The sequence below is a fragment of the Pseudomonas sp. 21LCFQ010 genome (genome assembly GCF_024129905.1).
GTDB lineage: Bacteria > Pseudomonadota > Gammaproteobacteria > Pseudomonadales > Pseudomonadaceae > Aquipseudomonas.
This window is the reverse complement of the sequence record NZ_JAMYDZ010000002.1, coordinates 329,444-355,504: the sequence shown is the minus strand read 5'-3', so window position 1 is coordinate 355,504 and position 26,061 is coordinate 329,444. Positions and strand designations below refer to the sequence as shown.

Here is a 26,061-nt window from a genome sequence, read left to right as displayed (position 1 = left end):
AGCCCTCTTTCATGACAACCACCGCGTCGCAGCCCAGGCCGCCCCCAGCAATGCGCAAGGCAGCAGCGTGCCGACCCAGGCATGCCAGGCGCTGCGGCACGAGAAGCACCAGATGAACGCGCCCAGATACGCGAGAAACGACAACATCATCCCTGCCAGTACCGCCTCGGCACGGGGCAACGGCAGCCAGAGGGCCAGGCAGATGCTCGACAGCGAGGCCAGCAGGTAGCCACCGAATGTTGCGACAATAAAGCGTGAAGCCACGGCCAGCCGGTAAGCAACCGGGACGCCGGTCTGTTTCGGCCGGGGCGCGCGGGCTGCGGCCTTGGGCGCAGGGTTGGTAACGGTGCCGTCCATCTAAGGGGCTCGCGACAGAGATGAATAAGGATCCAGAACAGCATTCACAGCTGCCTGTTACTGGCCGGTCAAACACACCGCACCGATAAAGAATGCGGAAAAAACCCGGCAATAGTAATGATAAATATTCTCACAAGCAAAAGAGTCTGACAGAATCGCCACCCTTTCTCGCTCGTCGTGGATTGTCTACGCCATGCCCATCGCCCAGCCCAGCGTAAACCAGACTGTCGCAGGCCTGTATCAGGAGCATCACGGCTGGCTGACCGGCTGGCTGCGGCGCCGCCTGGGGTGCCCGGACAATGCCGCCGACCTGGCCCAGGACACCTTCGTCAAGGTGCTGCTGGCCCGTGACACAGCGCAGTTGGTAGAACCCCGGGCGTTCCTGACCACCATTGCCAAACGGGTGTTGAGCAATCACTACCGCCGTCAGGATCTGGAACAGGCCTGGTATCAGGCGCTGGCCGACTTACCCGAGTGCTACGCGCCGTCTGAAGAAGAGCGGGCAATCATCTTTGAGACCCTGGTCGAGCTTGATCGTCTGCTCGACGGTCTGGCCATGCCGGTCAGGCGCGCGTTCCTGCTGTCGCAGATCGACGGCCTGAGCCATGGTGAAATTGCTGCCCAGCTGGGCATCTCTATTGCCACGGTCAAACGCCACCTGAACAAAGCGGCGCTACGCTGCTATTTCGCGCTCTGAACATGAACGGCGAATCGCTCAATCGCTCCGACATCTCCCCCGCCGTGGCGCAGCAGGCGGTCGGCTGGCTGATTGAAATGCAGGACGGCGCGCTCAGCCCGGCGCGTCAGCTAGCCTGGCAACAATGGCTCAACGGCCATCCCGAGCATCAGCGTGCCTGGGCGCATATTCAGCGCGTCAATCAGCGCCTGGGCGGGCTGTCGTCGCCACTGGCCCATGCCACCCTCGGGGCGCCGAAGTCCGCCGGGCGGCGCCAGGCGCTGAAACTGCTGATACTGCTGGGCGGCGGCAGTGCGCTGGGCTGGAGCCTGCGTGATGAGTTGCCGGTGCAGGCGTTGCTGGCTGACTATTCCAGCCGCGTGGGTGAGCGACGCAAAATCGCCCTGGACGACGGCAGCCAGTTGCAGTTGAACACCGCCAGTGCCGTGGATGTGCACTTCGACACGCACGCGCGGCTGATTCGCCTGCGCCAGGGCGAGCTGCTGATCAGCACCGCCGCCGATCATCGCCCGCTGAATCTATTGACTGCCGAAGGCCGCATCGAGGCTGGCAACAGCGCCAACCGCTTCAACCTGCGCCAGCTCAATGGCCGTACGCACCTGGCGTTGCTGGCCGGCAACGTGCAGATCATCCCGCATGAGCATCCGGGGGCGCCGCTGCTGCTCAAGGCCCGTCAGCAAGTAAGCTTCGAAGCGAACGGCTGGGGCAAGGTGCAGCCGGTGGATGCCGGCAACGGCGCCTGGGCCGACGGCATGCTGGTCGCTTCGCGCATGCGGCTGGCCGACTTTCTGCTGGAGCTGGGGCGTTACCGCCATGGCCGCCTCAAGTGCGACGAGCGTATCGCCGACCTGCTGATTTCCGGCAGTTACCCGCTGGCCGACAGTGAACGCATTCTCGACATGCTCGAAGTGGTGCTGCCGGTGAAGGTGCAGCGCTATACCCGTTATTGGGTGAATGTGCAGGCCAACGTTTGAAGGCCGAAAAATAAATGAAAAAACCTGAGCCGTTTTGCCCGGCTCGCGTGACAGACAGGGAAAGCACCACTCAATCCTCATCAAAAGGACACCCCGAATGTCTGCCCGCCCTGCCCCTTTGCACCCATTGGTACGCACCCTGCGCCACGTCATCTTTGGTGCCAGTCTGGCGCTGACCGGTGTGTTGCCGGCCTACGCCGAAGCACCCGCCAAGACTTACCACATCGCCGCCAGCGAACTGGAAAGTGCGCTGAATCAGTTTGGCCGTGAGTCCGGCGTGCTGATTTCCTATGGCTCGCAATTGACCAATGGCCTGCGCAGTCAGGGCCTGCAAGGCCAGTACACACCGCAACAGGGGCTGGCCGCGTTGCTGCAAGGCACCGGCCTGCAAGCCCAGGCCGATGGCCAGGGCGGTTTCACCCTGCAAGCGGCCAGCCCGGCAGTCAGCGGCCCGATCGAACTGGGCGCGTCGAGTATCGTCGGCGACTGGTTGGGCGAAGCCAAACAAGACAACGTTTTCGAGCATGCCGGGGCCCGTGATGTGATCCGCCGTGAGGAGTTTGAGCGCAGCGGTGCCAGCAGTGCCCGCGAAGTGCTCAACCGCATTCCCGGCGTCAACGCCCCGGAGAACAATGGCACCGGCAGCCACGATATGGCGCTGAACTTCGGCATTCGTGGTCTCAACCCGCGCCTGGCGGCACGCTCCACGGTATTGATGGATGGCATCCCGGTGCCGTTCGCGCCCTATGGCCAGCCGCAGTTGTCGCTGGCACCGGTCAGCCTCGGCAACATGGATGCCGTGGACGTGGTGCGTGGCGGCGGCGCGGTGCGCTATGGCCCGCAGAACGTCGGCGGGATCGTCAACTTCGTGACCCGTGCGATCCCCGCTGAGCCGACCGTCAAAGCCAGCGTGCAGACCCAGGTCAGCCCGTCGTCCAGCCAGGATGGCTTGAAAACCACCGGCAACCTGCTGGCCGGTGGCACCGCTGAAAACGGCCTGGGGGGCGCAATTCTGTACTCCGGCGTGCGCGGCAGCGACTGGCGCGAGCACAGCGATACGCAGATCGACGACCTGATCCTCAAGGGCAAGTACCAGATCGATGAGGCCAACAGCCTCAACGCCATGGCCCAGTACTACGAAGGTGAAGCCGACATGCCCGGTGGCCTGAGCACAGCGGCCTACAAGGAAGACCCGTACCAGTCGACACGCCTGAAAGACAAGTTCTGGGGCCGCCGCACGCTGGTGAACTTCGGTTACCGCTATGAGCAGGACGCCCGGGTATTCACTGCCAATACGTTCTTCACCAAGACCCTGCGCAGTGGCTATCTCGACCAGGCCTCGTTCGTCTCGCTGTCACCGCGCGAGTATTGGGTGCGCGGCCTGGAAACCCGCTTCTCACAAGGTTTCGCACTGGGCGAAAGCTGGCATGAAGTCGGTGTGGGCTATCGCTATGTCAACGAAGCCGGCCATGAGTTGCGCTTTCGCGAACCGGTGACCGGCGCCCTGCCGACCACCGCCAGCCGCAACGACCGTGATACCCGCGGCGCCACCGAAGCCAATGCGTTCTACATTGACGACCGTATCGACATCGGCAAATGGACCATCACGCCGGGCATCCGCTACGAGATGATCGACACCGCGCAGACGAACAAGCTGACCAGCGTCAAATACCAGGGCGATTACAATACCGCGCTGCCGGCCCTGAACGTGGTGTATCACGTCACTGACGAGTGGAACCTGTATGCCAACACCGAAGGCTCGTTCGGCAGCGTGCAGTACAGCCAGATGCCCAACCGGGTCGCCGGTGGCGAAGTCAAACCCGAGAAAGCCCGCACCTGGGAGCTGGGCACACGTTACGACAACGGCCCGCTGCGTGCCGAGATCGGCGTGTTCCTGATCAACTTCGACAACCAGTACGAGAGCAACCAGACCAACGACAGCGTGATCGCCCGCGGCGAAACCCGTCATCAAGGCATCGAGACCAGCGTCAACTACGCGCTCGACGCGCTCAACCCGGCGCTGGCCGGCGTCGACGTCTACGCCAGCTACGCCTATGTTGACGCGACCATCCGCGAAGACGGGCCGAACAAGGGCAATCGTGTGCCGTTCTCGTCGAAGCACAAAGGCACGCTGGGCCTGAGCTACACCGAAGGTCCATGGAAGCTCAATCTCGACAGCGCGTTCCAGAGCGACCAATTCGCTGACAACGCCAATACCTCAGCCGAAAGCGCCGACGGCAGCACCGGACGGATTCCGGGTTACATGCTGTTCAGCACCCGCGCCGCCTATGATTTTGGCCCGAAACTGTCTGACCTGAACGTGGCAGTGGGAGTGAAGAATATCTTCAACCGCGAGTACTACACCCGCTCGTTCGACGACAACAACAAGGGCAAATACGTGGGCGAACCACGCACGATTTACCTGCAGACTTCAGTGGCATTCTGACGCAGCTCGCCTCCAGGCGCAGGAGCGGCTTTAGCCGCGAATTTAGGGTTTTTTGCCGAATTTAGCGGCTGAATCCGCTCCTGTGGAGACAGATCTGAAGCCATATGAATTTTTTGCAGCGAAATATTTCTTCCACACAGGGGCTTGAAATATGAATCGATTAGCGCCAACACTGTGATTGAGCGCGGCCGAAATGTGACTGATTGCTCAGGAGCAAACGTGCCGCCTCGCTCAAGCACGAGTTAGCCCTAGTAAGGATCGACTATGCAAATCCAAGTCAATAGCGACAACCACATCGAAAGCAGTGTCCGACTGGAGAGTTGGGTTCGTTCTACCCTTGAAAGCACGCTCGAACGCTACGACGATTACCTCACTCGCGTTGAAGTCCATCTGCGCGATGAAAACGGCGACAAATCCGGCCCTGATGACATTCGCTGCCAGATCGAAGCTCGCCCCAAAGGCCATCAGCCTATTTCCGTGACCAGCAAAGCCGGCTCTGTCGATCAGGCCGTTGAAAGTGCTGCGACCAAACTCGACAGTGCCCTGGAGCATCTGATCGGCAAATTGCGTGACAAACACCGCAGCGCCGCGCAAAACGGATTCCCGCTGGCATCTGAAAACACCGATGCCTTGTTGCAGGAAGAATTCCTCGAAAAAGAACAGGAAAAAGAAGCCGAAAAACTGGTCTGATCAATTCACCGAGCAGCCAGAAGCGGGCCCGCAAGGCCCGCTTTTTTGTGCCTGCGATTTACCGGCACCGTTGGTCGCAACTGGCTTGATGCATGCATGCTGTTACGTCGTCTGCGGCATCAAACCGGTCGCTCATGTGCCACTGCATCATGAACATTACCGCTACCTTGCCATGACGGCCAATTGCTGACCGCTTATCCGTCGCTGAGAACCAAAGGATATGAGCCCGGTCAACTTATGCAGAATCCATGAGCAGGTACCGATGATGGACACCCCCGACAATCCCTTTCAGTTGATCACTGACACGTTTGCCCCGCAGTACCGGGTGAACCTCAGCATTCAAGGGCTGGATGGCAGCATCATGCTGACCCTGTCGAACGAGTCTGGCGTGGTCGCCAAGCGGCTGATCAGCCCGCAGCAGCGCAATGAACCCAAGCGCCTGCAGCGGCTGATAGAAAGCGTGCAATTCGGCATTGCCATCGAACAGGGCCACAGCGCCGTGACTCTCCTTGAAGCCATGACCGACCAGGACCGCCTCAAGCAACTTGCAGCGCCAGCTCCACAGCGCAACTGGCTGAGCAACCGCCCAAGCCTGGCGGTCGGCGTCTGAAACCATGCTCCATAACAAAGCCCGCTGCTCCAACAGCGGGCTTTTGCTAAAGGCGATCGTGCCTCACTTCTCCGTCACGTTATCGCCCACCTCTTCTCCCGAGGCATCGATCGCCTTGCTCGACGGGAATTGATAGGACGCATAACGCACCGCCAGCACCGACAGCGCCAGGAAGAAAATACCACCACACAGGTACAACAGACCGATGTCCGGCGCCTTGTGGTGGGACACGTCGCCAATCAGGTAGCGGGTCAGCGCGGTGATGGCGATGTACAGCAGAAAGCGGATTGGCAGGTGGTTGGTCTTGAAGTAAATCCCGACCATCGCCCCCAGCTCCAGGTAGATGAACAGCAGCAGGATGTCATCGACACTGGCGTGGCGTTTGTCGACCATGTCCATGAACGCCATGATCGAAGCCCATGCCGTCACGGCGCCAATGGCAAACAGACCGAGATAGTGAAACCCCTCCACCAGCAGGTTGCCGATGGAGTTGGCACCATCGTGCATACGTTTACGGCTGTTGTTCGCCCATTTCATGCTCTGTTTCCTTAAAAACCAATCACAGTGTTGGCGCGGGCTTTGTAAAGCAGGAACAAGGCCATATCCAGTCCTTTGGGCGCGGTCAGTTGTCGCAAGGCAAAGCTTTGCCTATAAAAAGTGGTGTCTGGAAAAGAATGCACGGGCCACTTTCCACAAACGCAAAGATGGCTTATTCTTACCACTGTATAAAAATACAGTTAACCCATATCTGTCTGGAAGGCTTGTGAGGTGGTGAATGGCCGTCGAAGTGGTATACCGCAGCAGCCGAGATCTGGAGCGCCTGTTCATGGATAAAGCCGAAGCTGATCGTCATGACAAGATGCTCGAACTCGCCGAGTTGCTGGCAACAGTGTTGAGCAAAGCCGTACCTTCGCTGAGCGAAGATCAGGTAGAAGAGGCCGGTATCTACATGGCCAAGAACCGTGATGTATTCGCCCGCGCCTTCAAGAGCCAGCCGGACGCCTTGAACGAGCTGTTCAATGATGCAGAAGCCGAGTGACGGTTTGGCGACACGGTTGATCCGTCAGCGTCACACTGGCTGACGGATCAACTGGCCATGGCCGTTACTCAGGCTGCTCCAGAGCCTGCACCAGCGCTTTGAAGAACCGCGCGGCCTCGCCGCCAGTCACTGCCCGGTGATCGAAAGACAGCGATAACGGCAGGATTGGATGAATCACCACAGCCCCGTCAACCGCCACCGGTTCATCACGAATGCCACCGGCGCCGAGTATCGCCACCTGTGGCGGCACCACGACCGGGTTGGCGTAGCGGCCGAACAAGGTGCCGAAGTTCGACAGGGTGATGGTCGCGCCCATCATTTCCTGAGGCGGAATAGAGCGCGCCTTGACGTCTGCACGCAACCGGCTCAGCCCCTCCTTAAGGTCATCCGCCTGGCGATTGCCCACATCTCGCAACACCGGCACGAACAAACCATCCGGCGTGTCCACGGCAATGCCCAGGTCCAGATGCTCGTGCTGGCGAATCGACAATGACTTGCCATCGAACCAACTGTTGAGCACCGGCTCGACCTTGCACGCCTCAGCCATGGCCTTGCCCAGCCGCATCAACGGGTCACGGGCCTTGCCCCAGCGATGCAGGTCAGCATCGGCATACAGGGTCACTGGCACCACTTCAGCATGCGAGCGAGCCATATTGATCGCCATGCTGCGCTGTACGCCGCGCAGCTTCTGGCCACCAAAGCGGTCACGCTCGGCCTGGGCGGCGCGCTCGACATCGGCGCGGCTGATCAGCCCGTCGCCACCAGTACCTGTCAGGCTGGCCAGTTCTACCCCCAATTGCCGGGCCAGTTGGCGGACTGCCGGCGTGGCGCGGGTTGCCAAGTGTTCACGGGTAGAGGGCGCCGCGCCGACAAAGAATTGATCCTCATGGCTGCCACCGGCTTCAAGCTTGCCCACCACCGTACCGTTATCGCCCTCGCCTTCAAAGCCGATCAACGGTTCGCCCACATGCAGAATGTCGCCATCGCCACCAAACAGTTTACCTACCACGCCGTCATAGGGCGCCGGAATGTCCACCAGCGCCTTGGCAGTCTCAACCGATACCAGCAACTGGTCAGCCTTGACGCTATCGCCCACCTTGACGTGCCACTGCACCACTTCGGCTTCTTGTAAACCTTCGCCCAGATCGGGCAGTTTGAAAAATTTCATCGCAAACCTCCTCGGGTCTCAGGCGTATTCCAGCGCGGTGTCACAGGCGTGAAGAATGTCCTCGACACCAGGCATGTACAGCTGTTCCAGCCGGTACAGCGGCGGCGGGATGTCCGGGGCGGTAACGCGCTGGATCGGCGCATGCAGGTCGAGCAAGGCCCGTTCGTAAAGGCTGGCGGCGATCTCGGCGCCGACCCCGCAGGAACGCGGCGCCTCGTGAACAATCACACAGCGGCCAGTCTTGCGCACCGATGCTTCCAGAGTGTCGAGGTCCAGTGGCTTGATGCACGCCACATCAATGACCTCCGCCGACACCCCGCGCTCGGCCAGCGCCTGGGCGGCCTGCAGGGTCTCATGCACACTGGCGCCCCAACTCACCAGGGTGATATCGCTGCCCTCACGCAGGGTGAAGCAAGTGTCCAGAGGCAGGCGTTTGCCGTCATCGACCAGTGCTTGCGGATTCATGCGATAGAGCCGGGTCGGCTCCAGAAAAATCACCGGGTCCGGGTCGTCGATAGCGGCCAGCAGCAGCCCGTAAGCGCGAGCCGGCGAAGAAGGAATCACCACGCGTAGACCGGGAATGTGCGCAAACAGCGCCTCGGTGCTTTCACTATGGTGTTCGGGTGCACGAATACCCGCGCCCATTGGCGCACGCAGCACCATCGGGCAGGTCAGCCGGCCACGGGTACGGTTGCGCAGCCGGCTGGCATGGGACACCAGATGTTCCATGGCCGCATAGATAAAGCCCAGAAACTGGATTTCCAGCACCGGCTTAAGGCCCTGCGCCGCCATGCCCACGGCCAGACCGCCAAGCATGGTTTCGGCCAGCGGCGAGTCGATCACGCGCTTGAAGCCAAAGCTCTCGCGCAGCCCTTGTGTGGCACGGAACACCCCGCCATTGACCCCGACATCTTCGCCCAGCACCACAATGTTTTCGTCTTCTGACATGGCCCGGTGCAAGGCCAGGTTGACGGCTTCGAGCAAGGTGACTTTTTCATTATTCATGGTGTTCGCCTCCGCCACGCCGTGCGACCCGCTCCAGGAACCACTCACGCTGCTCGGCCAAGGCTGCCGGCCAGCGGGCGTAGACGTGGTCCATCGCCGAAATGGCAGGTTGCAGCTCATGCGCCTCATAAGCATTGACCGCCTCCTGGATCAGCGCCTGGCACTCGCTGACCAGCGCCTGCTCACGGCCTTCGTCCCAGATGCCCTGGGCGGCCATGAAACTCTGCAGGCGCTTGATCGGCTCTTCGTTCCAGGCCTGGCGCACTTCATCAGCCGAACGGTAACGGGTGGCATCGTCGGCCGTGGTGTGGTCACCCAACCGATAACTCAGGCATTCCAGCACCACCGGGCCCTTGCCCTTGCGCGCCCGGTCGAGCGCCACCTGCATACGGTCGTAGACCGCGAGGATGTCGTTGCCATCGACCTGTTCACCCTGAAAGCCGGCGCCTATGGCCTTTTGCGCCAGGGTCGGTGCGCCGCACTGAATGCGCCGCGGCACAGAGATCGCCCACTGGTTGTTATTGATCACGAACACCACCGGCAACTGCCAGGCGCCAGCCACATTAAGCGCTTCTAGAAAGTCGCCCTTGCTGGTCGCACCGTCACCACAGGTGGTGACCGCCACTCGATGCTCGCCACGCACCTTGAAGGCGCTGGCCACGCCACAAGCATGCAGCGCCTGGGTCGCAATCGGCACGCACAGCGGAAAGTCCTGGGCGACGCTGGGCTCGGCGTAGGCGCTACCGCGCTCGTCACCGCCCCAATACAGCAAAATCTCATCCATGCGCACCCCGCGCATCAGTTGCACGGCGGTGTCGCGGTAGTAAGGCACCAGCACGTCTTCGCCGCGCATCAGGCTGCCAATGGCCACGCCGATGGCTTCCTGACCAAGACACGGGGCAAAGGTGCCGATCCGGCCAGTGCGTTGCAAAGCGATGGTTTTCTGATCGAACAGCCGGGTCAGGACCATCTGCCGATAGAGGCGGGTCAGCAGATTGAAGTCGTCAGCCCAGGCGGGCAGAGGGGCAGTCAGTTGGCCGTCAGGGGCCAGGTAGCGGGTGTACGCCAGCTCACTCTTGTTATTGGACATTGCCTACTCCAGACACGCAGGTCATGCGTGATAGTCGTGGTTCGCGGCTTGTGGCTGCATGGAACCGTCGACAGCACCGGGTAATGGCGCCAGCCGACACTCATAAGGTGTTATGCCAAGGCCTGAGTGCTGCACGCTTGGGAATCGGCATAGACCTATGTCAATCGTAGTCCGGTTCGAAAAATATGCGCGCTGGTGCTTGCGTCGAGATCCGCAGGAGGCCTGATTCAGCGCACAACTTTTGAAAGCATTTAAACGCCGTGCTGAATGCATCTGGCGCTGGACGAATATTGACCAGAGGACTAAAACAGAGGCGTGTCTGCAAACAATCACTGGGGGAACGGTCATGACGCCACGCCAACACTGCCTGAGGTGTTTGCAACGGACCCCGCCTGCGGTGTTCGAAGCCGCGCTATGGATCGGCGCCGAACACGACCCGGCGTTTCTTCCCGCCCATATCAATGACGATATGGATCATCTGCTGCACGACATCAGCGTTGCATTGCCGGCGTTGCCGACGGCAGAACTTGCCCAGCCACTGCTGCGTGAAATGAGCCATCTGGGCTTTCAGCGTGACGAATGGAACCCGCCCAAAGCCGAGTCTGCCCTGCTGCACCGGATCATCCAGCGGCGTCGCGGTCAGCCCTTGGGTATCGCCCTGATCGCGATGGAAATCGCACGACGCTTGAACATCGAGCTCGAAGGGGTGAATTTTCCCGGACACTTCCTGCTGCGCGTGCCGGGTGCCGATCACGTACTCGACCCATGCAATGGCCGACGCCTGTATCCCAAAGATTGCCGTGAGCTGCTGGTCCGCCAGTTCGGCCCGGACATGCCGCTGCGCGCCGAACACATGATGCGCGCCAGCCCTTTGAGCCTGTTACAGCGCATGTCACGCAACCTACGTCACCTGCATCAGATCAACGACGACTTTCTGGCCTCGCTGATGGATGCCAACCGGATCATGGAACTGGGCCAGGCGACCAGCAGCGACCACATGGCCCGCGCCAGCCTGTACCAGACCCTCGACTGTCCGCAGGCGGAACGCTTCGACCTCGAGCATGCCCTGCTGCTGAGCGAAGACCCGTTGCAACGCCTGCGGCTGACCGAGCGTCTGAGCCAGCTGCCGGCCAGCCGCCTGCATTAAGGCGCCTTGGCATTGCGCGTCACCGGCCTCGTGCCGTTGCGCTCCTGTGCCTTGATCTTGACCATCTCCGGGCTATCGCCGGACTCGGCAAACACCCGCAGGTTCTGGACGATGTGAATGGTGCGGATGTAATCGGGCAACAGCGCCTCGGCATAGCGATCACCCCAGAGTGTTTTCTCCTTCATCTCGACGATGCGCTGGGCCAGAAACTCCAGAGCATTGATCGGCTGATCGGCATTGATCACCTTGCCATTCTTGTCGAACTCCGCCCCGGCGCGGCTCATCAGGTCGGCAGTCAGGTTGTCGATCAGCCCGAACTTGTACAACACCATGCCGGCTTTGCTGAGCTCTTTGGGAGTGATCTGTTCAGGATTGAAGTCCTTGAACAGCGGCTTCATTCGTTGCCGCTCCATGGCCGGGGTATTGAGTGCAATCGCGTTTTCACCGATTTCACGTAGTACCTGTTGGGCCTGTTCAGAAGAAACAACAGGGGCCGTTTCACGTGCCTTGGGCGTTCTGATCTCGACTTGCGGCATTTCACCCCATATGGAACTTACCATGAGAAAACTCCTGATGTGAGAAAGGCCCGCTCACTATCGCCCCCTAAATCCAGGAAAGAAGCACAAGATAAAAATCAAGAACAGTACTACACGCCAGACAGAAGACTCTTACTAAACACTCAGGTTGACGCATAAGAAGCTAATGAGCTTAAAAATCCCTGACACATCCAGTTTTAGCTTCCACAGAAAGACTCACCTCTGTAACGCAGAAAACCGAGCTCTATAACTTGTGCAGTGATACGCACTTTTTAGCTCAAAAGAAATGTCCCACAGCATTGAAGCGAAACGTCCTGCATTGCGACGCTTTAAAATGTGTTTTAAGGGCACTTCAATTCATTGACTGATTCAGGGTGAGGTCGTGGCTGGCACAAACGGAATGTGGAAAAAACCAATCAAAGCCAGGTATAAAAATGAAAAAGACTCTATTCCTAATCCTTACTCTCTTTGCGTTTTTTAGTCACGCCGATGAGATTCCTATCAGCAAGAGTGCTAGCCCCGGCGTTGTAAACATAAGACTGACCGGGACCGGACTCTCTCAATTCAGCATCCGCCATCTGGACTTACCCAGAGGCTACTTGGGCAACCCTATGAAAATAAAAAATATTCAATGGCAATCTGCACATTACTCCACTGAAGGCATTACAGAGACGGTAAAAATTTGCTACTACCCTTATGGATACGGTGTAAAAAAACCAGAACACTGTAAAACCATATCTCCAAACGCTTCGGGGGATACAGAAGAGTTTCAGTCAATGCGTTTTGGATATGAGTCCAGAGTCACTATCCGCCACGAGCTTGAGGGCGGCAGACTGACGGCTTACCCAACAGGCACAGACAAGATCACCATCCACTACCAAAAATAGTCAATTGCGTACACCTCAGCCGAGGTGTACGCCCTATGCCATTCATCCATAAAACTGACGCCTTACTCCGACTTGCCTAACTGTAGTACTGGAGAGCTTTCATGATAAGAATAGATGACCGCACCCTGCCTACAACTCATCGACTCACCACACTAGCAGCCACACCAGAAAAGGCCGCCAGTCATCAAGACACAAAGATGACCACGAACACGGATGGTTTATCTGACATGGCACAGAGACTCAGTCGTGCAGCACTGCACGCAGCCCATCGCGAACAATTGCTATCAAGCCCGCAATTACGTGAGCATGCCATCAGTACCCATAACGAGGCCTTCCAAGATGCACCCGCCCTTGACCTTCTGACTTTTCAAACCAACTCACGCGAGCATCTGTCACTGATCGCCTATGACGGAAGTGGTAGTTTTACTCTTCATGAACGTCGCATTGCACGGCAAGAGATTTATGCCCGTGATGCGCTCACATACAAAATATTGGTTAGCGATGGCCAAAAGGAACTGGCCAACGATTCGAGGCTGGTGAACACAGCCGAAAAAGCGCTACAGCATTTCAATAGCCTTTCGGCCATTGAGCAAACGCTATATCCCGCAGGCTATCCTGAGCGTCTGCAGGAATACTTCGAAGGCAAGCCCCCCTCACAGCTGTCGACATTCAGCATCAAAGACCTCTTCTCTGCGGTCAACAGTAACGCGGTACCCGCTGCTGCTTCACCTCCGTCAGCAATAGTGGGTCAAGGACGAAGTGAGGCAGGCCATAAATTACTACTGGCACGAAAATTTGGAGTATTCGAACCACCAGTGGCCGATAGCAGTCAAGGGGCAACCTGGCAGAATGTATCTCTGCCCAGTATCAACTTTCTTACACGACAAGACCGGACCCTGCTTTCACAAATCTATGCCTACGCACACACTCAGAGCATGGATCTCCACTATGTAGACGACCTGGCCCGCGATCTTGCATGCTACCGGCGGCACAACGACGGCCAATCCCTGTTCAACATGAATAGTGGCCACAGCTACGATGGCATGGGCCGTCAGTTAAGCGTGAAGTTCACGCCGGAAAATTCAGTAATAGCCCAACGCATACTCAGTAGCAAAGCGCTCAATAGTACGCAGTTGGATAAAGGTTTTCTGCGCTTTGCCATGGAGCCGGGCTATATGCCTTACGGAGCCAGTTGTGATCTGCGATTCATGGAGCAAATCATGACGTATTTCTCTTCCGCACAGGACACTGGACATTCGCTGGATCAGCGGTTTGGCAGTTACCCCACAGGCGGAACCCACAACAAGATTGTCAGTACTTCAGAAACCGTTAGAAAACAATCCTCCAAGCCTCCTTTAGCTTATGTACATAATGGCGTCTGGACCATCACCCCTAAAGGAAAAGCGGCAGGTTATGCTTTGAACCCGACTACCGGCCAGCTTGAGCAGATCAAGCCTGCCCCCAAGCCCATCGAGAAAAAAACCGGAAATTTGCTTGATGGTTTTTTTGACAAGCCCGGGGTCAAGCGGCTATTGCCGACACCCTTTATGCTACTTTTGATGAAATACAAACTGCAGGGCCGGGTACGCAGGCCCTGAGTCTAGAGCAGGCCCGCCGTCAGGCGAGTTTGCCAATCAGCTCAGCCAGCCAAGGCTCGGCGTCGGTGTCCGGGGTGACGCTCTCACTGGCATCCAGGCGCAGCATAGGCTGCACCTCATTGACGCCCAGCTCGCCGAACAACTCGCGCAGTTGTTCGCCACCGCCACAGAACGTGTCGTCGTAGGCGCTGTCACCCAACGCGATCACTGCACCCGGCAGGCCGCGCAGGCTGGCGGGCAGTTCATCGCGCAGTTGGTAGTACAGGTCCTGAATATTGTCGGGCAACTCGCCCATGCCGGTGGTGGAGGTCACGGCCAGCAATAGCTCAGGGGCAAAGCCCAGCAGTTCAGCCTGGGTCAGGCGCGGGTTGAACAACACTTGATGACCGGCATTACCCAGCAGGCTGCTGGCATGCCGGGCGACGTCTTCTGCTGCGCCGAAGACAGAACCGCAAAGGATGGCAATTTTCATAAGTAGTCCCATGACCCGGTAAAAATTCAGGCATTATGCACCATCACGTCGGCCTGTTTGTTCAGCCAGGATGCAAAGCATGACTTGCCGACTTTAATGATGAGCACCGGGCCTGCGTTCTGACGTACGGTCAGCCCCCTCAAAACCATGTGATCCGGGCCTGAGCCAGAATCGCCGGTGCTTTACGACCAACGGTATGAACATTACCGGGAATCAATGGTCTCCTTACACAATTGCGGACTCGTCCGAGCTTCGATATGAACCCTGACGCCTTACTGACGCAGGATGAACTGGATTTCATCCTGGACATGCAGCACAACCCGAAACTCAATGTGCGTGACAACACGCGCAATTTGATGATGAACGGTGGTGCCCAGATTCAGGAACTGTTGGCGCGCTTGGCGGCGAGCGAGCAGGTGACCATCCAGGCGCAGTTCAATAACCAGCAGATGACCTTCCCGCTTCATCTTGTGGAAGACGAGTTCCATGCCTTGCACCTTGAGCTGGGCACGCCGAGTATCTACGAAGAAGGCCCGCAGATTCGCCCATGGCGTCTGATATTGCCCAAACCACAGCCGCTGGAAACCGAGGATGGTGCGCTGACGGCCCTGTGGATACACGAAATATCCTTTAAAGGCGTATTACTGGAGCAGCGCCGGCCCGGTGATTTCCCCCAGCGTTTTTCAGCCTGGTTCGCCCCTGATGATTACGAGCCGATACCGTTGCGCGGCCGTTTCGAACGCCTGACCGAAAATGGCATGGCAGCCTATCGGCTGAGCCAGAGCAATCCGTTGCATGCCGAGCGCCTGCGCCAGTACATGCTTCATGAGCATCGCAAGGCCAATCCCGACCTGCACGCCTGAACATACCTTGGGCGCGAACTCAGCCGACCCAAACTCCCTCTGGATTGTTTTGCAAATTCAGGAATAATCCTTGCTTGCTTTCAAGCGAAGCCGTCGCGGCTCCACCACCCCGGAGCCATGACTTGTGCGCGTCCCTACCCGGGAGGCTCATGCATCTATCGGAGATACACAATGTCTACTGCTCCCGTCACCTTGATGGTGGCCCGCCGTGTGACCCACGGTCGCTATCAGGAGTTAATCGCCTGGCTGCATGAAGGCGAACGCCTGGCCACTGATTTTCCCGGTTACCTCGGCTCTGGGGTGTTGGCACCGCCACCGGGCGATGATCAATTTCAGATGATATTCCGCTTCACCGACGCGCAGACCATGCACGCCTGGGAGCATTCGGCATCACGACGCGCCTGGTTGGTGCGCGGCAGCGGCCTGTTCGACAGTCCATCGGAGCAGCGCGCCAACGGTATCGCCGGCTGGTTTGGCAGCGCCGGTACACGCCCGCCGCGCTGGAAACAGGCCGTGGCCATCTGGCTGGCATTTTTCCCAGTGTCGCTGCTGTTCAATTATGTTCTCGGACCGCTGCTGAGCCAGCTTGAACTGATGCCACGCATCATGCTCAGCACCCTGATCCTTACACCGTTAATGGTCTATCTGTTCATTCCACTGTCGACCCGCCTGCTGTCCAGCTGGCTCAATGACAGCCCGCAGCGCAGTAATCGCGCCGGATCGACGGCTCCGCACTGAGAGACCACCCAGCACGCCTGGAGCCGGCACAGCCCTCCAGGACGTGCAAGCCTGCCCCGCAGGTTGTACAGCGCACGGCATTGGTATAACTTCGCTCGTTACACCAGTTTCCAACCTGTACGCAGATGTGATCCTTGTATCTCATCCTGCTGCGCAGATCTGACTCCGTGAGCTGTCCATGGCCTCCACTGCACCGATACTGATCACCGGCGCCAGCCAGCGCGTCGGCCTGCACTGTGCGCAGCGCCTGCTCGAAGAAGGTCAGGCGGTGATCATCAGCTACAGAACGCCACGACCTGCAGTCGAGCAGTTGCGTGCGGCAGGGGCTGTTACCCTGCACGCCGACTTTTCGTCGCAGAGCGGCATCATGGCGTTTATCGACACCCTGCAGCAGCACACCGACTGCCTGCGGGCCATTGTGCATAACGCTTCAGAGTGGCTGGCCGAAACACCGGGGGACGAGGCCGAGGTCTTCACCCGGATGTTCAACATTCACATGCTCGCGCCCTACCTGATCAACCTGCATGGGGCCAGGCTTTTGCAACGCAGTGCGGTTGCCGACATCGTGCATATCAGCGATGACGTGACCCGCAAGGGCAGCAGCAAGCACACCGCTTACTGTGCCAGCAAGGCTGGCCTGGAAAGCCTGACCCTGTCGTTCGCCGCGCGCCTGGCGCCGCAGATCAAGGTCAACGGCATTGCCCCGGCGCTGCTGATGTTCCAACCCGATGACGACGCGGCATACCGCGCCCAGACCCTGGCCAAGTCGGCCCTGGGCATCGAGCCTGGCCCGGAGGTGATCTATCAGAGCCTGCGCTACCTGCTCGACACGCCCTACGTGACCGGCACCACCCTGACCGTAAACGGCGGACGGCATCTCAAGTAAGCCGCCCCGAGGACCCTGAAATGAGCGAACCCCTGTCACAGCAGTACCGAGACATTCTCGTGGGCCTGGGCGAAGATCCACAGCGTGAAGGCCTGCTCGATACCCCCAAGCGGGCCGCCAAGGCCATGCAGTACCTCTGCCACGGCTACAATCAGAGCCTGGACGAAATCATCAATGGCGCGCTGTTTGCCTCGGACAACGACGAGATGGTGATCGTCAAGGACATCGAGCTGTACTCGTTGTGTGAACACCACCTGCTGCCCTTCATCGGCAAAGCTCATGTGGCCTATATTCCCACCGGCAAGGTTCTGGGCCTGTCGAAGATCGCCCGGGTGGTGGATATGTTCGCCCGCCGCCTGCAGATCCAGGAAAACCTGACCCGACAAATCGCCGAAGCCATCCAGAGCGTCACCCAGGCCGCCGGTGTGGCGGTGGTGGTCGAAGCGCAGCACATGTGCATGATGATGCGCGGTGTCGAGAAACAGAATTCACTGATGAACACTTCAGTCATGCTCGGCGCATTCCGTGAGTCGAGCACCACACGCATGGAGTTTCTGCAACTGATCGGACGGAGCAAGGGCTGATGGCGAAACTGGAACCAGGCACCGCGCGCATCCGGGTCAAGGACCTGCGCCTGCGCACATTCATCGGCATCAACGAAGACGAGATTCTCAACAAGCAGGACGTGCTGATCAACCTGACGATCTGCTACCCGGCCCAGCAAGCGGTGCGCGACAACGACATCGATCACGCGCTGAATTACCGCACCATCACCAAGGCAATCATCCAGCACGTCGAAGGCAATCGCTTCGCCCTGCTCGAACGCCTGACCCAGGAAGTCCTGGATCTGGTGATGAGTAATGAAGCGGTGACCTACGCCGAGGTTGAAGTCGACAAACCTCACGCCCTGCGTTTTGCCGAGTCGGTGTCGATCACCCTCTCTGGCCAGCGCTGATATCATCGCGCGCTTCAACGGAGCCCATCATGACCGAGCCACAATTGACCGAACAGCAACGCCTGGAACTCGAAGCTGCCGCCTTTCGCCGCCTGGTTGCCCATCTGGACAGCCGCAAGGACGTGCAGAACATCGACCTGATGAACCTCTCGGGTTTTTGCCGCAACTGCCTGTCGAAGTGGTACAAGGCCGCCGCTGACGAGCGCAGCATCGAGGTCAGCCTCGACGACGCCCGCGAGGTGGTCTACGGCATGCCGTACAACGAGTGGAAATCGCTTTACCAGAAACAAGCCAGTGCCGAGCAACTTGCGGCCTTCAAGGAACCCAAGCATGACTGATCTGAACACCCTGCGCGCCAGCCTGCGCAGCGGCCAACACGCATTCGCAGAGACCCTGGCATTCATTGCCGAAGGCTACGACTACCAGCCACAGGCCTTCCGCAACGGCGAGGTGGAAAACGCTGCCGGGCAGAACGAGGGTTCGTGCAAAACCCTGGGCCTGGCCCTGCTTGAAGGGCTGAGCGACGAAGAAGCCCTGCTGGCCTTCGGCGAACACTATCGCTCGGTACAGGCCACTCCTGAAGGCAGCGACCACGGCAATATTCGCGCCCTGATTGCCCATGGCCTGGCCGGCGTGAAGTTCGAAGCCCAACCGCTCAAGCGCAAAGCCTGATCTGCGCCGCTGAAGCGGCTCTTACGGGCGCGCAAGGCAAAAAAAAACCGGCTATCGAAGCCGGTTTTTTTGTGGGTCAGACGCAATCAGAACGAGGCGTTGGCCAGGCCGTCCAGGTAGCGTTCGACGTCCAGGGCCGCCATGCAGCCGGCACCGGCCGAGGTGATCGCCTGACGGTACACGTGGTCAGCCACGTCGCCCGCCGCGAACACACCCTCGACACTGGTCGCCGTGGCATTGCCTTCACGGCCGCCATTGACCACCATGTAGCCGTCCTTGAGCGCCAGTTGGCCTTCGAACAGCGAGGTGTTCGGTGTGTGGCCGATGGCGATGAACACACCGTCAACCTTCACATCTTCCTGACTGCCGTCGTTGTTCTTCAAGCGCGCACCGGTCACGCCCATGTTGTCGCCCAGCACTTCGTCCAGGGTCGCGTTGAGCTTGAGTTCGATCTTGCCCTCGGCGACGCGGGCGTGCAGCTTGTCGATCAGAATCTTCTCGGCGCGGAAGGTGTCGCGGCGGTGTACCAGCGTGACCTTGCTGGCGATGTTGGCCAGGTACAGGGCTTCTTCCACAGCGGTATTGCCACCGCCGACCACCGCCACTGGCTTGTTGCGGTAGAAGAAACCATCACAGGTCGCACAGGCCGAAACGCCCTTGCCCATGAATGCTTCTTCGGACGGCAGGCCCAGGTAGCGGGCGCTGGCACCGGTGGCGATGATCAGCGCGTCGCAGGTATAGGTGCCGCTGTCGCCCTTGAGGCTGAACGGTTTGCCGGCCAGGTCCACAGAGTTGATGTGGTCGAAGACGATCTCGGTCTCGAAGCGCTCGGCGTGCTCACGCATACGCTCCATCAGCGCCGGGCCGGTCAGGCCGTGGGGGTCGCCCGGCCAGTTGTCGACTTCAGTGGTGGTGGTCAGCTGACCGCCTGCCTGCATGCCGGTGATCAGCAGCGGCTTGAGGTTGGCACGGGCGGCGTAGACCGCAGCACTGTAACCGGCAGGGCCGGAGCCGAGAATAATCACTCGGGAATGACGGACATCGGACATGACACGCTCCTGTCGACCGGCCACTAACGCCGGAGTTGCAACGATTGAACGGGTGGGGCCCCGCAACGCATGCGCTGCCCCTGAATTCGGTTGGCCGCAACCGAGGTCACGGCCAGAGGGCCTTACAGGCCTTTGGCGTTCGAAGCCAGGTAATCAGCAACGCCCTGGGCGTCTGCTTTCATGCCTTTCTGGCCTGGGCGCCAGCCGGCCGGGCAAACTTCGCCGTGCTCTTCGGTGAACTGCAGGGCTTCGACCAGACGGACCATTTCGTCGACGTCACGGCCCAGTGGCAGGTTGTTGACCACCTGGTGCTGAACCACACCGGACTTGTCGATCAGGAACGAAGCGCGCAGGGCCACGCCAGCGTCGTGCTCGATGCCGTAGGCGCGAGTGATCTCGTGCTTGACGTCAGCGACCATCGTGAACTCGACTTCGCCAATGCCGCCCTTCTCGACCGGCGTGCTGCGCCAGGCGTGGTGAGTGAACTGCGAGTCGATGGAAACGCCGACCACCTCAACACCCAGCTCGCGAAAGCGCGCAATGCGGTTGTTGTGGGCAATGATTTCCGAAGGGCAAACGAAGGTGAAGTCCAGCGGCCAGAAGAACAGCACCACGTATTTGCCACGCAGCGAAGACAGCTTGAAGCTGTCGACGATCGAACCGTCGCCCAATACTGCTGCGGCATCGAAATCAGGGGCTTGCTTGTTTACCAGTACGCTCATGGATGACTCCAGTCAGAAATGGAAAAGGATAGGTGAGGAAATTGGTCATCAGCCTATCGGGGTGGCGAAGATTAAGGAAATTTCGTTTCACAATCCACCTCATAGACTTCTCCTATTCAGAAAAGTACCGAGGCCATTACTTTAACCCCTGCTACGTCATTGCGGCGAATCCGGGCCATGCCGGACACACCTCTTTAACCACTGCCACAAAGCCGGTAAGGTCGCCGCAGACCCTGATTCGGAGGCTGTCATGCCCGCACCCGCCCTCACCGGCCCGCAATACCTCGCCGAAGGCCTGAAACTGATACTCAGTCCTGGCCTGCGCCTGTTTGTCCTGCTGCCCTTGAGCATCAACCTGCTGCTGTTCGGGGGCCTGGTGTATCTGGCGGTGCATCAGTTCGGCATGTGGGTGGACACCTTCATGCCGACCCTGCCGGACTGGCTGAGCTTTCTGAGCTACATCCTGTGGCCGCTGTTCGTGTTGCTGGTGCTATTGATGGTGTTCTTCACCTTCACCATGCTGGCCAACATCATTGCCGCACCGTTCAACGGTTTTCTGTCGGAAAAGGTCGAGGCCGTGGTGCGCGGTGAAGACACCTCACCACCGTTCAGTTGGGGTGAACTGGCCGCCATGATTCCCCGCACTCTGGCTCGTGAAGCTCGCAAGCTGGGTTACATGTTGCCGCGGGTTATAGGGCTGTTCATCCTGTCGTTCATTCCGGTGGTCAACCTGATCGCGACCCCGCTGTGGCTGTTGTTCGGTGTATGGATGATGGCAATCCAATACATCGACTATCCCGCCGACAACAACAAAATGAGCTGGCAGGACATGCTCGCCTGGCTGCGCAGCAAACGCTGGGCCTGTTTGAGTTTTGGCGGCACAGTGTATGCCGCGTTGCTGATCCCGTTCGTCAATATTTTCATGATGCCGGCAGCGGTGGCCGGGGCGACGTTGTTCTGGGTCCGGGAGCGGGCCGAGGCAGGTTTGTCACAGGCTAATACTGGCCGTTAAAGGCAGATTGTTGCCGGGCAGCACAGCAGTGATCACCCGCTGCCCGGCAGCTTTACAGGGCCCCAGCCCTCTTACGCCACTATGGCATCGGTCTTGCTCAGGGGATCCGGCGCAGGGAACCGGATTGCCATGACGGCGGTAGCATTACGTGCTGTCATCGTCAGCCGCCTCCTGGTCACGCCCGGCGCGCCCACAACCATTGAGGACAGAACATGCGCATTGATGCCACTTCCCCCATTACCGCGCTCACCGGCCAGCAAAACCCGACAAGAAAAGCCGAGGCTGATACGCAACAATTCAATGTCCAGGCTGTGCAAGCACAAGCCGCCCTGCCGACAGACAAGCCAACTGACAGTGTCAAATCTGAAAACATGTACGTAAAAATGGCCAGGCAATCCCCGGACAAAGCCGAAGAAACCGCATATTCACTGGTCAACGACTCCATGAAAGATCCACTGCTGAACATTTCCAGCTGGCCGGTGATTCGCTATTCGGTCTCAGGGCAGTTGGTGACAGATGAGTCCAACGCCTACTTCCAGAAACTCTCGGCTGATTCATTGAAACTGCGTACCGACCTCTACAACTCGGAAAAGGCCAAAGGCACTTCCGCACTCGAAATTGTTGAAAAGCTGGTCGCATTAAATAGCAGTTTGCCCAAAAGTTTTCAGGACATGGCCAACTGGCAAGCATAACGCTGTAGGCAAGGCGGTTTTCGCTTCGGCAACCGCCTATCGCCCCACAAATCCAGGAACATTCTTACATTGCTTGGGGAACAATTCGATTTTCCGGCAACGCGTAATTAATAGCGGCAATCGATCTCCAGCACTGGCAAATAGTTGCCATCAGAAAAACACCAAAGACATGTAAGAATATTCCCAACCAGACCAACCAGCGCACTTCCCACTCTTTATTTATAGCCCCATCGCCGCGACAGCATAAACCTGGCATTCAGTTTGCTCTTCACTATCGTGTCCACAGAAGAGGAACTGACCATGACAACTGATTTATCCATTTCGAATTCATCCGGCTACACCCGTGCGCCCGCAGCGCTTGAGAGCGTTCCGTCATCACGCGCAGGCCGATTCAGCCAGATCCTGAAAAATGCCAGTAACGACGCCCCCAAGCCACCGCCAGAACCTGCCGCCGCTACGCTCATACCTCTTCAGCTAATGCGCCCGGCGACCTTCATGCAGAACAAGAATGTGCAACAACAAGGGTCGGTCGTGCAGGACGACAACTTTGTACCGGCGCCAGCGGCATTGGAGCGTATCCCTGGCAAAGGGCGAGTGCTCAAAAACTAGCGATGCACCACCCTGGTTTGTTTGACGCACATCGCAAGAGGATCTTTTCCATGTTTTTTTCCACAACCGCCGGTTCTGACCGCCTCATTCACGCCCACTCAATTCTGAAACACTATAAGTTGAAGGGCGCAACCTTGAGGGACAATGACCGACGAGCAATCAAGGCAGCAGAATGAACTCATGAAAGGCACGCCTGCCATCAGAACTCTGGAAAAAACCTGAACTTCAACAATGTGCTGTTTCAACGATATCCGTGACATGGCCAATTGGTGAATAATGGGGCTCTGGGTGTTGCCAGAGCTCCACACTTTTTAATCAAGCCAATTATTCGATAATACAACGCTATTCAGAATAGCTTTCACGCCCCCCAAAATCCCTAACTGAAACTCACAGAAACGTCCTACAACATCTTCAGCGCTTGAAAAGTTTTATGTAGTCCTGATGCCGTCTTCGAGGAATTTGACGGGCGCATACCTCTCAACCTGCCCGTCATAAAACCACCACAAAAACCTCACACAAACGCAATCGGTCAGGTCAACACTGAGGTAATGAGCACATTCCTGCATGTCACCCTGATCACCGAAACCTATGCTCCCGAAATCAATGGCGTGGCCAATACCCTCGGGCGGCTGTGTGATGGTTTGCGTCTGCGCGGTCACAAGGTCGAGCTGATCCGGCCCCGTCAGGGTCACGAGCCGGCGCCTGCCGAGCCTGATGAACTGATGCTCTGCCGTGGCTGGCCGATTCCGGGTTATCCGGGGCTGCAATGGGGCCAGACCTCGATGCACAAGCTGTTACGCCGTTGGCAGCGCAAACGGCCAGACGTGCTGTACATCGCCACCGAAGGGCCTTTGGGGCTGTCTGCATTGCGTGCTGCAAGGCGGCTGGGTATCGCGGTGGTCAGCGGTTTCCACACCAACTTTGCGCAATACACCCAACAGTACGGCATGAGCTTCATTACCCGGGCGCTGACGCATTACCTGCGCTGGTTCCACAACCGTTCGCATTTCACCCTGGCCCCCAGCGTCAGCCAGCGCCTGGAGTTGCAACGCCGTGGCTTCGAGCGGGTCGAGCTATTGTCGCGTGGCGTGGACAGCCAATTGTTCAACCCGTCGCGGCGCTCGGCCGCCTTGCGCGCCGAATGGGGCCTTGAAGAAGATGCAATCGCCGTGCTGCACGTCGGCCGGCTGGCAGCGGAGAAAAACCTCGGTTTGCTCAAGACCTGCTTTGAGGCGCTGAGCCAGAATTATCCGCAGTACACGCTGCGTCTGGTGATCGTCGGTGATGGCCCACAGCGTCAGTGGCTGCAACGCGAACTGCCTGAGGCCATTTTCTGTGGGGCGCAACGTGGGGAGGCGCTGGCCGAGCATTTCGCTTGCGGCGACATGTTTCTGTTTCCCAGCCTGACCGAGACGTTTGGCAATGTGGTGCTTGAGGCGCTGGCGTCAGGACTGGCGGTGGTGGCTTATGACGAAGCGGCAGCCGGTCAGCACATTCGTCATGGGCATAACGGTGCGCTGGCCATGCCGGGCGACGAGGATGCTTTCGTCGATGCCGCCTGCTGGCTGCTCGAAGACAGTGAAACCCTGCGCCGGGTGCGGCTTAACGCCAGGCAGCATGCCAGCCGCCAGGGCTGGAACAGCATCATTGATCAGTTCGAAGGGCAGTTGTTGAATGCCTGCACGCAAGACAGTGCGGTGCCGGTAAAGCCCGTGCCTTGAGGGCGCGGGCCATTGAACGCGGACTCAGGCCAGGGCCTTCTCGATCGCCTGAATGACAGCCTGATCATCCGGCGCAGTGCGCGGCGAAAACCGCGCGACCACCGCGCCTTTGCCATTGACCAGAAATTTCTCGAAATTCCAGGTGATGTCACCGGGAAACTCCGCTCCTTCGCCGGCCAGCAGACGGTACAGCGAATGACGATGCGCGCCGTTGACCTCAAGCTTCTCACCCAGCGGGAAGGTCACGCCGTAATTGAGCTGGCAGAACGACTGGATCTCGGCGTGCGAACCTGGCTCCTGCCCGGCGAACTGGTTGCACGGCAGGCCCAACACGCTGAAGCCTTGGTCTTTATAGTGCTGATAGAGCGTTTCAAGCGCTGCGTACTGAGGTGTCAGGCCACATTTGGAGGCCACGTTGACCACCAGTACCACCTTGTCCTTGAACGGCGCCAGAGGCAGAGCCTGCCCGTCGAGCCCGGTCAGGGTGATGTCGTGAAAAGCACTCATGGATGGAACCCCCCTTCAAGCCATACCCGCAAAAAAGGGCGGCCCGCAGGCTGCACAACGCGCAGAACTGCCGGGACGCCCTTGCGGTTATCTGAGCTTAGCAGCCCAAATCAGTGGTGATGGCCACCTTCGCCATGAATATGGCCGTGGGCCAGTTCTTCCTGGCTGGCATCACGAATATTGATGACCTTGACCTTGAAGTTCAGGCGCTGACCGGCCAGCGGGTGGTTGCCGTCGACCGTCACGTCGTCGCCGTCCAGATCACGGATGGTGACGATCTGCATGCTGCCGTCCGGGCCGGAAGCGTGGAACTGCATGCCAACTTCCAGTTGGTCGACACCTTCGAACATGCTGCGGCTCAGGGTGCTGATCAGCTCGGCAGAGAACTCGCCGTAAGCGTCTTCAGGCTCGATGGAGACGCTCAGCTCGTCGCCTACATCTTTGCCTTCCAGCGCTTTTTCCAGGCCTGGAATGATGTTGCCGGCACCGTGCAGGTAGACCAGCGGCGCGCCGCCGGACGAGCTGTCGATGACCTCACCAGCGTCGTTGGTCAGGGTATAGTCGATGGAGACAGCCTTTTGGGCAGCGATAGGCATGAGTGCAAGACCTTTGCTTGATATGGATGAACGCCCAAGTCTAACCAAGCCATGCCCTGAAAGCTAACGCAACACCGACAGGAGGGTTTATGAACACGACACCGGTACTGACAATCCTGACCGGCTGGCGCCAGGATGAAGAAGGTAACTGGGTCGCGATCCTGGCTTGTGGCCATACCCAACACATGCGCCATCAGCCGCCATGGCAATCGCGTGCCTGGGTGCTGGACCCGCAGTTGCGCGCTGAAAAAATCGGCGAGCCGTTTGCTTGCGGATGGTGCGCACGCCCCCCCGATGACGATAGTCTTGGCTCCAGTTAGAGC

General features: G+C 58.8%; 31 protein-coding genes and 1 pseudogene. 21 read left to right on the top strand and 11 right to left on the bottom strand.

Features of this window, described 5'->3' with window-relative positions:
* Positions 1 to 9: 9 nt before the first annotated feature.
* Positions 10 to 357: a DUF3649 domain-containing protein gene (locus NJC38_RS04475; protein ID WP_045483014.1), complete on the bottom strand. Its 348-nt coding sequence runs from the start codon at positions 355 to 357 to the stop codon at positions 10 to 12.
* Positions 358 to 550: 193 nt separating this feature from the next.
* Between NJC38_RS04475 and NJC38_RS04470 the strand changes: the two genes are divergently transcribed.
* From NJC38_RS04470 to NJC38_RS04450, 5 genes are all read left to right on the top strand, one after another.
* Positions 551 to 1,054 carry a sigma-70 family RNA polymerase sigma factor gene (locus NJC38_RS04470; protein WP_045483016.1) on the top strand — a complete coding sequence of 168 codons (504 nt, stop codon included), beginning with the start codon at positions 551 to 553 and terminating at the stop codon, positions 1,052 to 1,054.
* A complete protein-coding gene (locus NJC38_RS04465) occupies positions 1,051 to 2,028 on the top strand; it encodes a FecR family protein (protein ID WP_253111860.1) in 978 nt (325 codons plus the stop codon). The genes NJC38_RS04470 and NJC38_RS04465 overlap by 4 nt, the downstream gene beginning before the upstream one ends.
* Positions 2,029 to 2,125: 97 nt before the next feature.
* Positions 2,126 to 4,474 carry a TonB-dependent Fe(3+) dicitrate receptor FecA gene (gene fecA / locus NJC38_RS04460; RefSeq protein ID WP_253111769.1) on the top strand — a complete coding sequence of 783 codons (2,349 nt, stop codon included), beginning with the start codon at positions 2,126 to 2,128 and terminating at the stop codon, positions 4,472 to 4,474.
* A gap of 264 nt (positions 4,475 to 4,738) precedes the next feature.
* Complete coding sequence (locus tag NJC38_RS04455; RefSeq protein WP_045483025.1) at positions 4,739 to 5,164, top strand: HPF/RaiA family ribosome-associated protein; 426 nt, start codon at positions 4,739 to 4,741, stop codon at positions 5,162 to 5,164.
* A gap of 265 nt (positions 5,165 to 5,429) precedes the next feature.
* A complete protein-coding gene (locus tag NJC38_RS04450; protein WP_045493773.1) occupies positions 5,430 to 5,774 on the top strand; it encodes a DUF3509 domain-containing protein in 345 nt (114 codons plus the stop codon).
* 63 nt (positions 5,775 to 5,837) lie between these two features.
* On the opposite strand, the gene NJC38_RS04445 is transcribed toward NJC38_RS04450, so the two are convergent.
* On the bottom strand, positions 5,838 to 6,311 hold the full coding sequence (locus NJC38_RS04445; protein WP_045483028.1) for a phosphate-starvation-inducible PsiE family protein: 474 nt from the start codon (positions 6,309 to 6,311) through the stop codon (positions 5,838 to 5,840).
* Positions 6,312 to 6,549: 238 nt separating this feature from the next.
* Between NJC38_RS04445 and NJC38_RS04440 the strand changes: the two genes are divergently transcribed.
* A complete protein-coding gene (locus tag NJC38_RS04440) occupies positions 6,550 to 6,813 on the top strand; it encodes a YebG family protein (RefSeq protein ID WP_253111768.1) in 264 nt (87 codons plus the stop codon).
* A 64-nt stretch (positions 6,814 to 6,877) separates the two neighbouring features.
* On the opposite strand, the gene NJC38_RS04435 is transcribed toward NJC38_RS04440, so the two are convergent.
* From NJC38_RS04435 to pdhA, 3 genes are read right to left on the bottom strand one after another with little or no spacing between them, the layout of a single operon-like run.
* Positions 6,878 to 7,981 (bottom strand): dihydrolipoamide acetyltransferase family protein, encoded by a 1,104-nt coding sequence (locus NJC38_RS04435; protein WP_253111767.1) that lies wholly within the window; start codon positions 7,979 to 7,981, stop codon positions 6,878 to 6,880.
* 18 nt (positions 7,982 to 7,999) lie between these two features.
* Positions 8,000 to 8,986, bottom strand: coding sequence for an alpha-ketoacid dehydrogenase subunit beta (locus NJC38_RS04430; protein ID WP_253111766.1), 987 nt, complete (start codon positions 8,984 to 8,986; stop codon positions 8,000 to 8,002).
* The gene (gene pdhA, locus NJC38_RS04425; RefSeq protein WP_253111765.1) at positions 8,979 to 10,076 is read right to left on the bottom strand and encodes a pyruvate dehydrogenase (acetyl-transferring) E1 component subunit alpha; all 1,098 of its coding nucleotides are present in this window, start codon (positions 10,074 to 10,076) and stop codon (positions 8,979 to 8,981) included. The genes NJC38_RS04430 and pdhA overlap by 8 nt, the downstream gene beginning before the upstream one ends.
* 346 nt (positions 10,077 to 10,422) lie before the next feature.
* On the opposite strand from pdhA, the gene NJC38_RS04420 reads away from it, so the two are divergent.
* Positions 10,423 to 11,223, top strand: a complete 801-nt coding sequence (locus NJC38_RS04420) for a transglutaminase family protein (RefSeq protein WP_253111764.1) — start codon at positions 10,423 to 10,425, stop codon at positions 11,221 to 11,223.
* On the opposite strand, the gene NJC38_RS04415 is transcribed toward NJC38_RS04420, so the two are convergent.
* Complete coding sequence (locus tag NJC38_RS04415; RefSeq protein WP_253111763.1) at positions 11,220 to 11,783, bottom strand: hypothetical protein; 564 nt, start codon at positions 11,781 to 11,783, stop codon at positions 11,220 to 11,222. The genes NJC38_RS04420 and NJC38_RS04415 overlap by 4 nt on opposite strands.
* 410 nt (positions 11,784 to 12,193) lie before the next feature.
* On the opposite strand from NJC38_RS04415, the gene NJC38_RS04410 reads away from it, so the two are divergent.
* On the top strand, positions 12,194 to 12,646 hold the full coding sequence (locus NJC38_RS04410; protein ID WP_253111762.1) for a hypothetical protein: 453 nt from the start codon (positions 12,194 to 12,196) through the stop codon (positions 12,644 to 12,646).
* A 101-nt stretch (positions 12,647 to 12,747) separates the two neighbouring features.
* Positions 12,748 to 14,244: a hypothetical protein gene (locus tag NJC38_RS04405; protein ID WP_253111761.1), complete on the top strand. Its 1,497-nt coding sequence runs from the start codon at positions 12,748 to 12,750 to the stop codon at positions 14,242 to 14,244.
* 19 nt (positions 14,245 to 14,263) lie between these two features.
* Here the strand turns inward: NJC38_RS04405 and NJC38_RS04400 are convergent, their stop codons facing one another.
* A complete protein-coding gene (locus tag NJC38_RS04400; RefSeq protein WP_253111760.1) occupies positions 14,264 to 14,716 on the bottom strand; it encodes a flavodoxin in 453 nt (150 codons plus the stop codon).
* A 257-nt stretch (positions 14,717 to 14,973) separates the two neighbouring features.
* Here NJC38_RS04400 and NJC38_RS04395 point away from each other — a divergent pair, with 257 nt between their 5' ends.
* From NJC38_RS04395 to NJC38_RS04365, 7 genes are all read left to right on the top strand, one after another.
* Positions 14,974 to 15,579, top strand: coding sequence for a hypothetical protein (locus NJC38_RS04395; RefSeq protein WP_045483051.1), 606 nt, complete (start codon positions 14,974 to 14,976; stop codon positions 15,577 to 15,579).
* Positions 15,580 to 15,750: 171 nt separating this feature from the next.
* The gene (locus NJC38_RS04390; protein ID WP_253111759.1) at positions 15,751 to 16,317 is read left to right on the top strand and encodes an antibiotic biosynthesis monooxygenase; all 567 of its coding nucleotides are present in this window, start codon (positions 15,751 to 15,753) and stop codon (positions 16,315 to 16,317) included.
* A 178-nt stretch (positions 16,318 to 16,495) separates the two neighbouring features.
* Positions 16,496 to 17,203, top strand: coding sequence for a dihydromonapterin reductase (folM, locus tag NJC38_RS04385; RefSeq protein WP_253111758.1), 708 nt, complete (start codon positions 16,496 to 16,498; stop codon positions 17,201 to 17,203).
* A gap of 20 nt (positions 17,204 to 17,223) precedes the next feature.
* Positions 17,224 to 17,787 (top strand): GTP cyclohydrolase I FolE, encoded by a 564-nt coding sequence (gene folE, locus NJC38_RS04380; protein ID WP_045483060.1) that lies wholly within the window; start codon positions 17,224 to 17,226, stop codon positions 17,785 to 17,787.
* Positions 17,787 to 18,158: a dihydroneopterin triphosphate 2'-epimerase gene (gene folX / locus NJC38_RS04375; RefSeq protein WP_045483063.1), complete on the top strand. Its 372-nt coding sequence runs from the start codon at positions 17,787 to 17,789 to the stop codon at positions 18,156 to 18,158. The genes folE and folX overlap by 1 nt, the downstream gene beginning before the upstream one ends.
* A 44-nt stretch (positions 18,159 to 18,202) precedes the next feature.
* Complete coding sequence (locus NJC38_RS04370; RefSeq protein ID WP_045493779.1) at positions 18,203 to 18,496, top strand: DUF1244 domain-containing protein; 294 nt, start codon at positions 18,203 to 18,205, stop codon at positions 18,494 to 18,496.
* A complete protein-coding gene (locus NJC38_RS04365) occupies positions 18,489 to 18,830 on the top strand; it encodes a HopJ type III effector protein (protein ID WP_253111757.1) in 342 nt (113 codons plus the stop codon). The genes NJC38_RS04370 and NJC38_RS04365 overlap by 8 nt, the downstream gene beginning before the upstream one ends.
* 86 nt (positions 18,831 to 18,916) lie before the next feature.
* Here the strand turns inward: NJC38_RS04365 and trxB are convergent, their stop codons facing one another.
* Complete coding sequence (gene trxB / locus NJC38_RS04360) at positions 18,917 to 19,879, bottom strand: thioredoxin-disulfide reductase (protein ID WP_045483069.1); 963 nt, start codon at positions 19,877 to 19,879, stop codon at positions 18,917 to 18,919.
* A 122-nt stretch (positions 19,880 to 20,001) separates the two neighbouring features.
* Positions 20,002 to 20,601, bottom strand: a complete 600-nt coding sequence (locus NJC38_RS04355) for a peroxiredoxin (RefSeq protein WP_045483072.1) — start codon at positions 20,599 to 20,601, stop codon at positions 20,002 to 20,004.
* A gap of 250 nt (positions 20,602 to 20,851) precedes the next feature.
* Between NJC38_RS04355 and cysZ the strand changes: the two genes are divergently transcribed.
* The 4 genes from cysZ (at position 20,852) to NJC38_RS04335 (ending at position 24,635) form a co-directional block, all read left to right on the top strand.
* On the top strand, positions 20,852 to 21,613 hold the full coding sequence (cysZ, locus tag NJC38_RS04350) for a sulfate transporter CysZ (protein ID WP_045483075.1): 762 nt from the start codon (positions 20,852 to 20,854) through the stop codon (positions 21,611 to 21,613).
* 212 nt (positions 21,614 to 21,825) lie between these two features.
* A complete protein-coding gene (locus NJC38_RS04345) occupies positions 21,826 to 22,305 on the top strand; it encodes a hypothetical protein (protein ID WP_253111756.1) in 480 nt (159 codons plus the stop codon).
* 261 nt (positions 22,306 to 22,566) lie between these two features.
* Positions 22,567 to 22,914: a hypothetical protein gene (locus NJC38_RS04340; protein WP_144403190.1), complete on the top strand. Its 348-nt coding sequence runs from the start codon at positions 22,567 to 22,569 to the stop codon at positions 22,912 to 22,914.
* A gap of 548 nt (positions 22,915 to 23,462) precedes the next feature.
* Positions 23,463 to 24,635: a glycosyltransferase family 1 protein gene (locus NJC38_RS04335; protein ID WP_253111755.1), complete on the top strand. Its 1,173-nt coding sequence runs from the start codon at positions 23,463 to 23,465 to the stop codon at positions 24,633 to 24,635.
* A gap of 24 nt (positions 24,636 to 24,659) precedes the next feature.
* Here NJC38_RS04335 and NJC38_RS04330 read toward each other — a convergent pair whose 3' ends face one another.
* Both NJC38_RS04330 and NJC38_RS04325 read right to left on the bottom strand, forming a co-directional pair.
* A complete protein-coding gene (locus NJC38_RS04330) occupies positions 24,660 to 25,142 on the bottom strand; it encodes a glutathione peroxidase (protein ID WP_253111754.1) in 483 nt (160 codons plus the stop codon).
* 110 nt (positions 25,143 to 25,252) lie between these two features.
* Positions 25,253 to 25,738 (bottom strand): peptidylprolyl isomerase, encoded by a 486-nt coding sequence (locus tag NJC38_RS04325; protein WP_045483084.1) that lies wholly within the window; start codon positions 25,736 to 25,738, stop codon positions 25,253 to 25,255.
* Here NJC38_RS04325 and NJC38_RS04320 point away from each other — a divergent pair.
* Positions 25,707 to 26,058 (top strand): annotated as a pseudogene (locus NJC38_RS04320) (DUF3565 domain-containing protein). The gene NJC38_RS04325 and the pseudogene NJC38_RS04320 overlap by 32 nt on opposite strands.
* Positions 26,059 to 26,061: the final 3 nt, after the last annotated feature.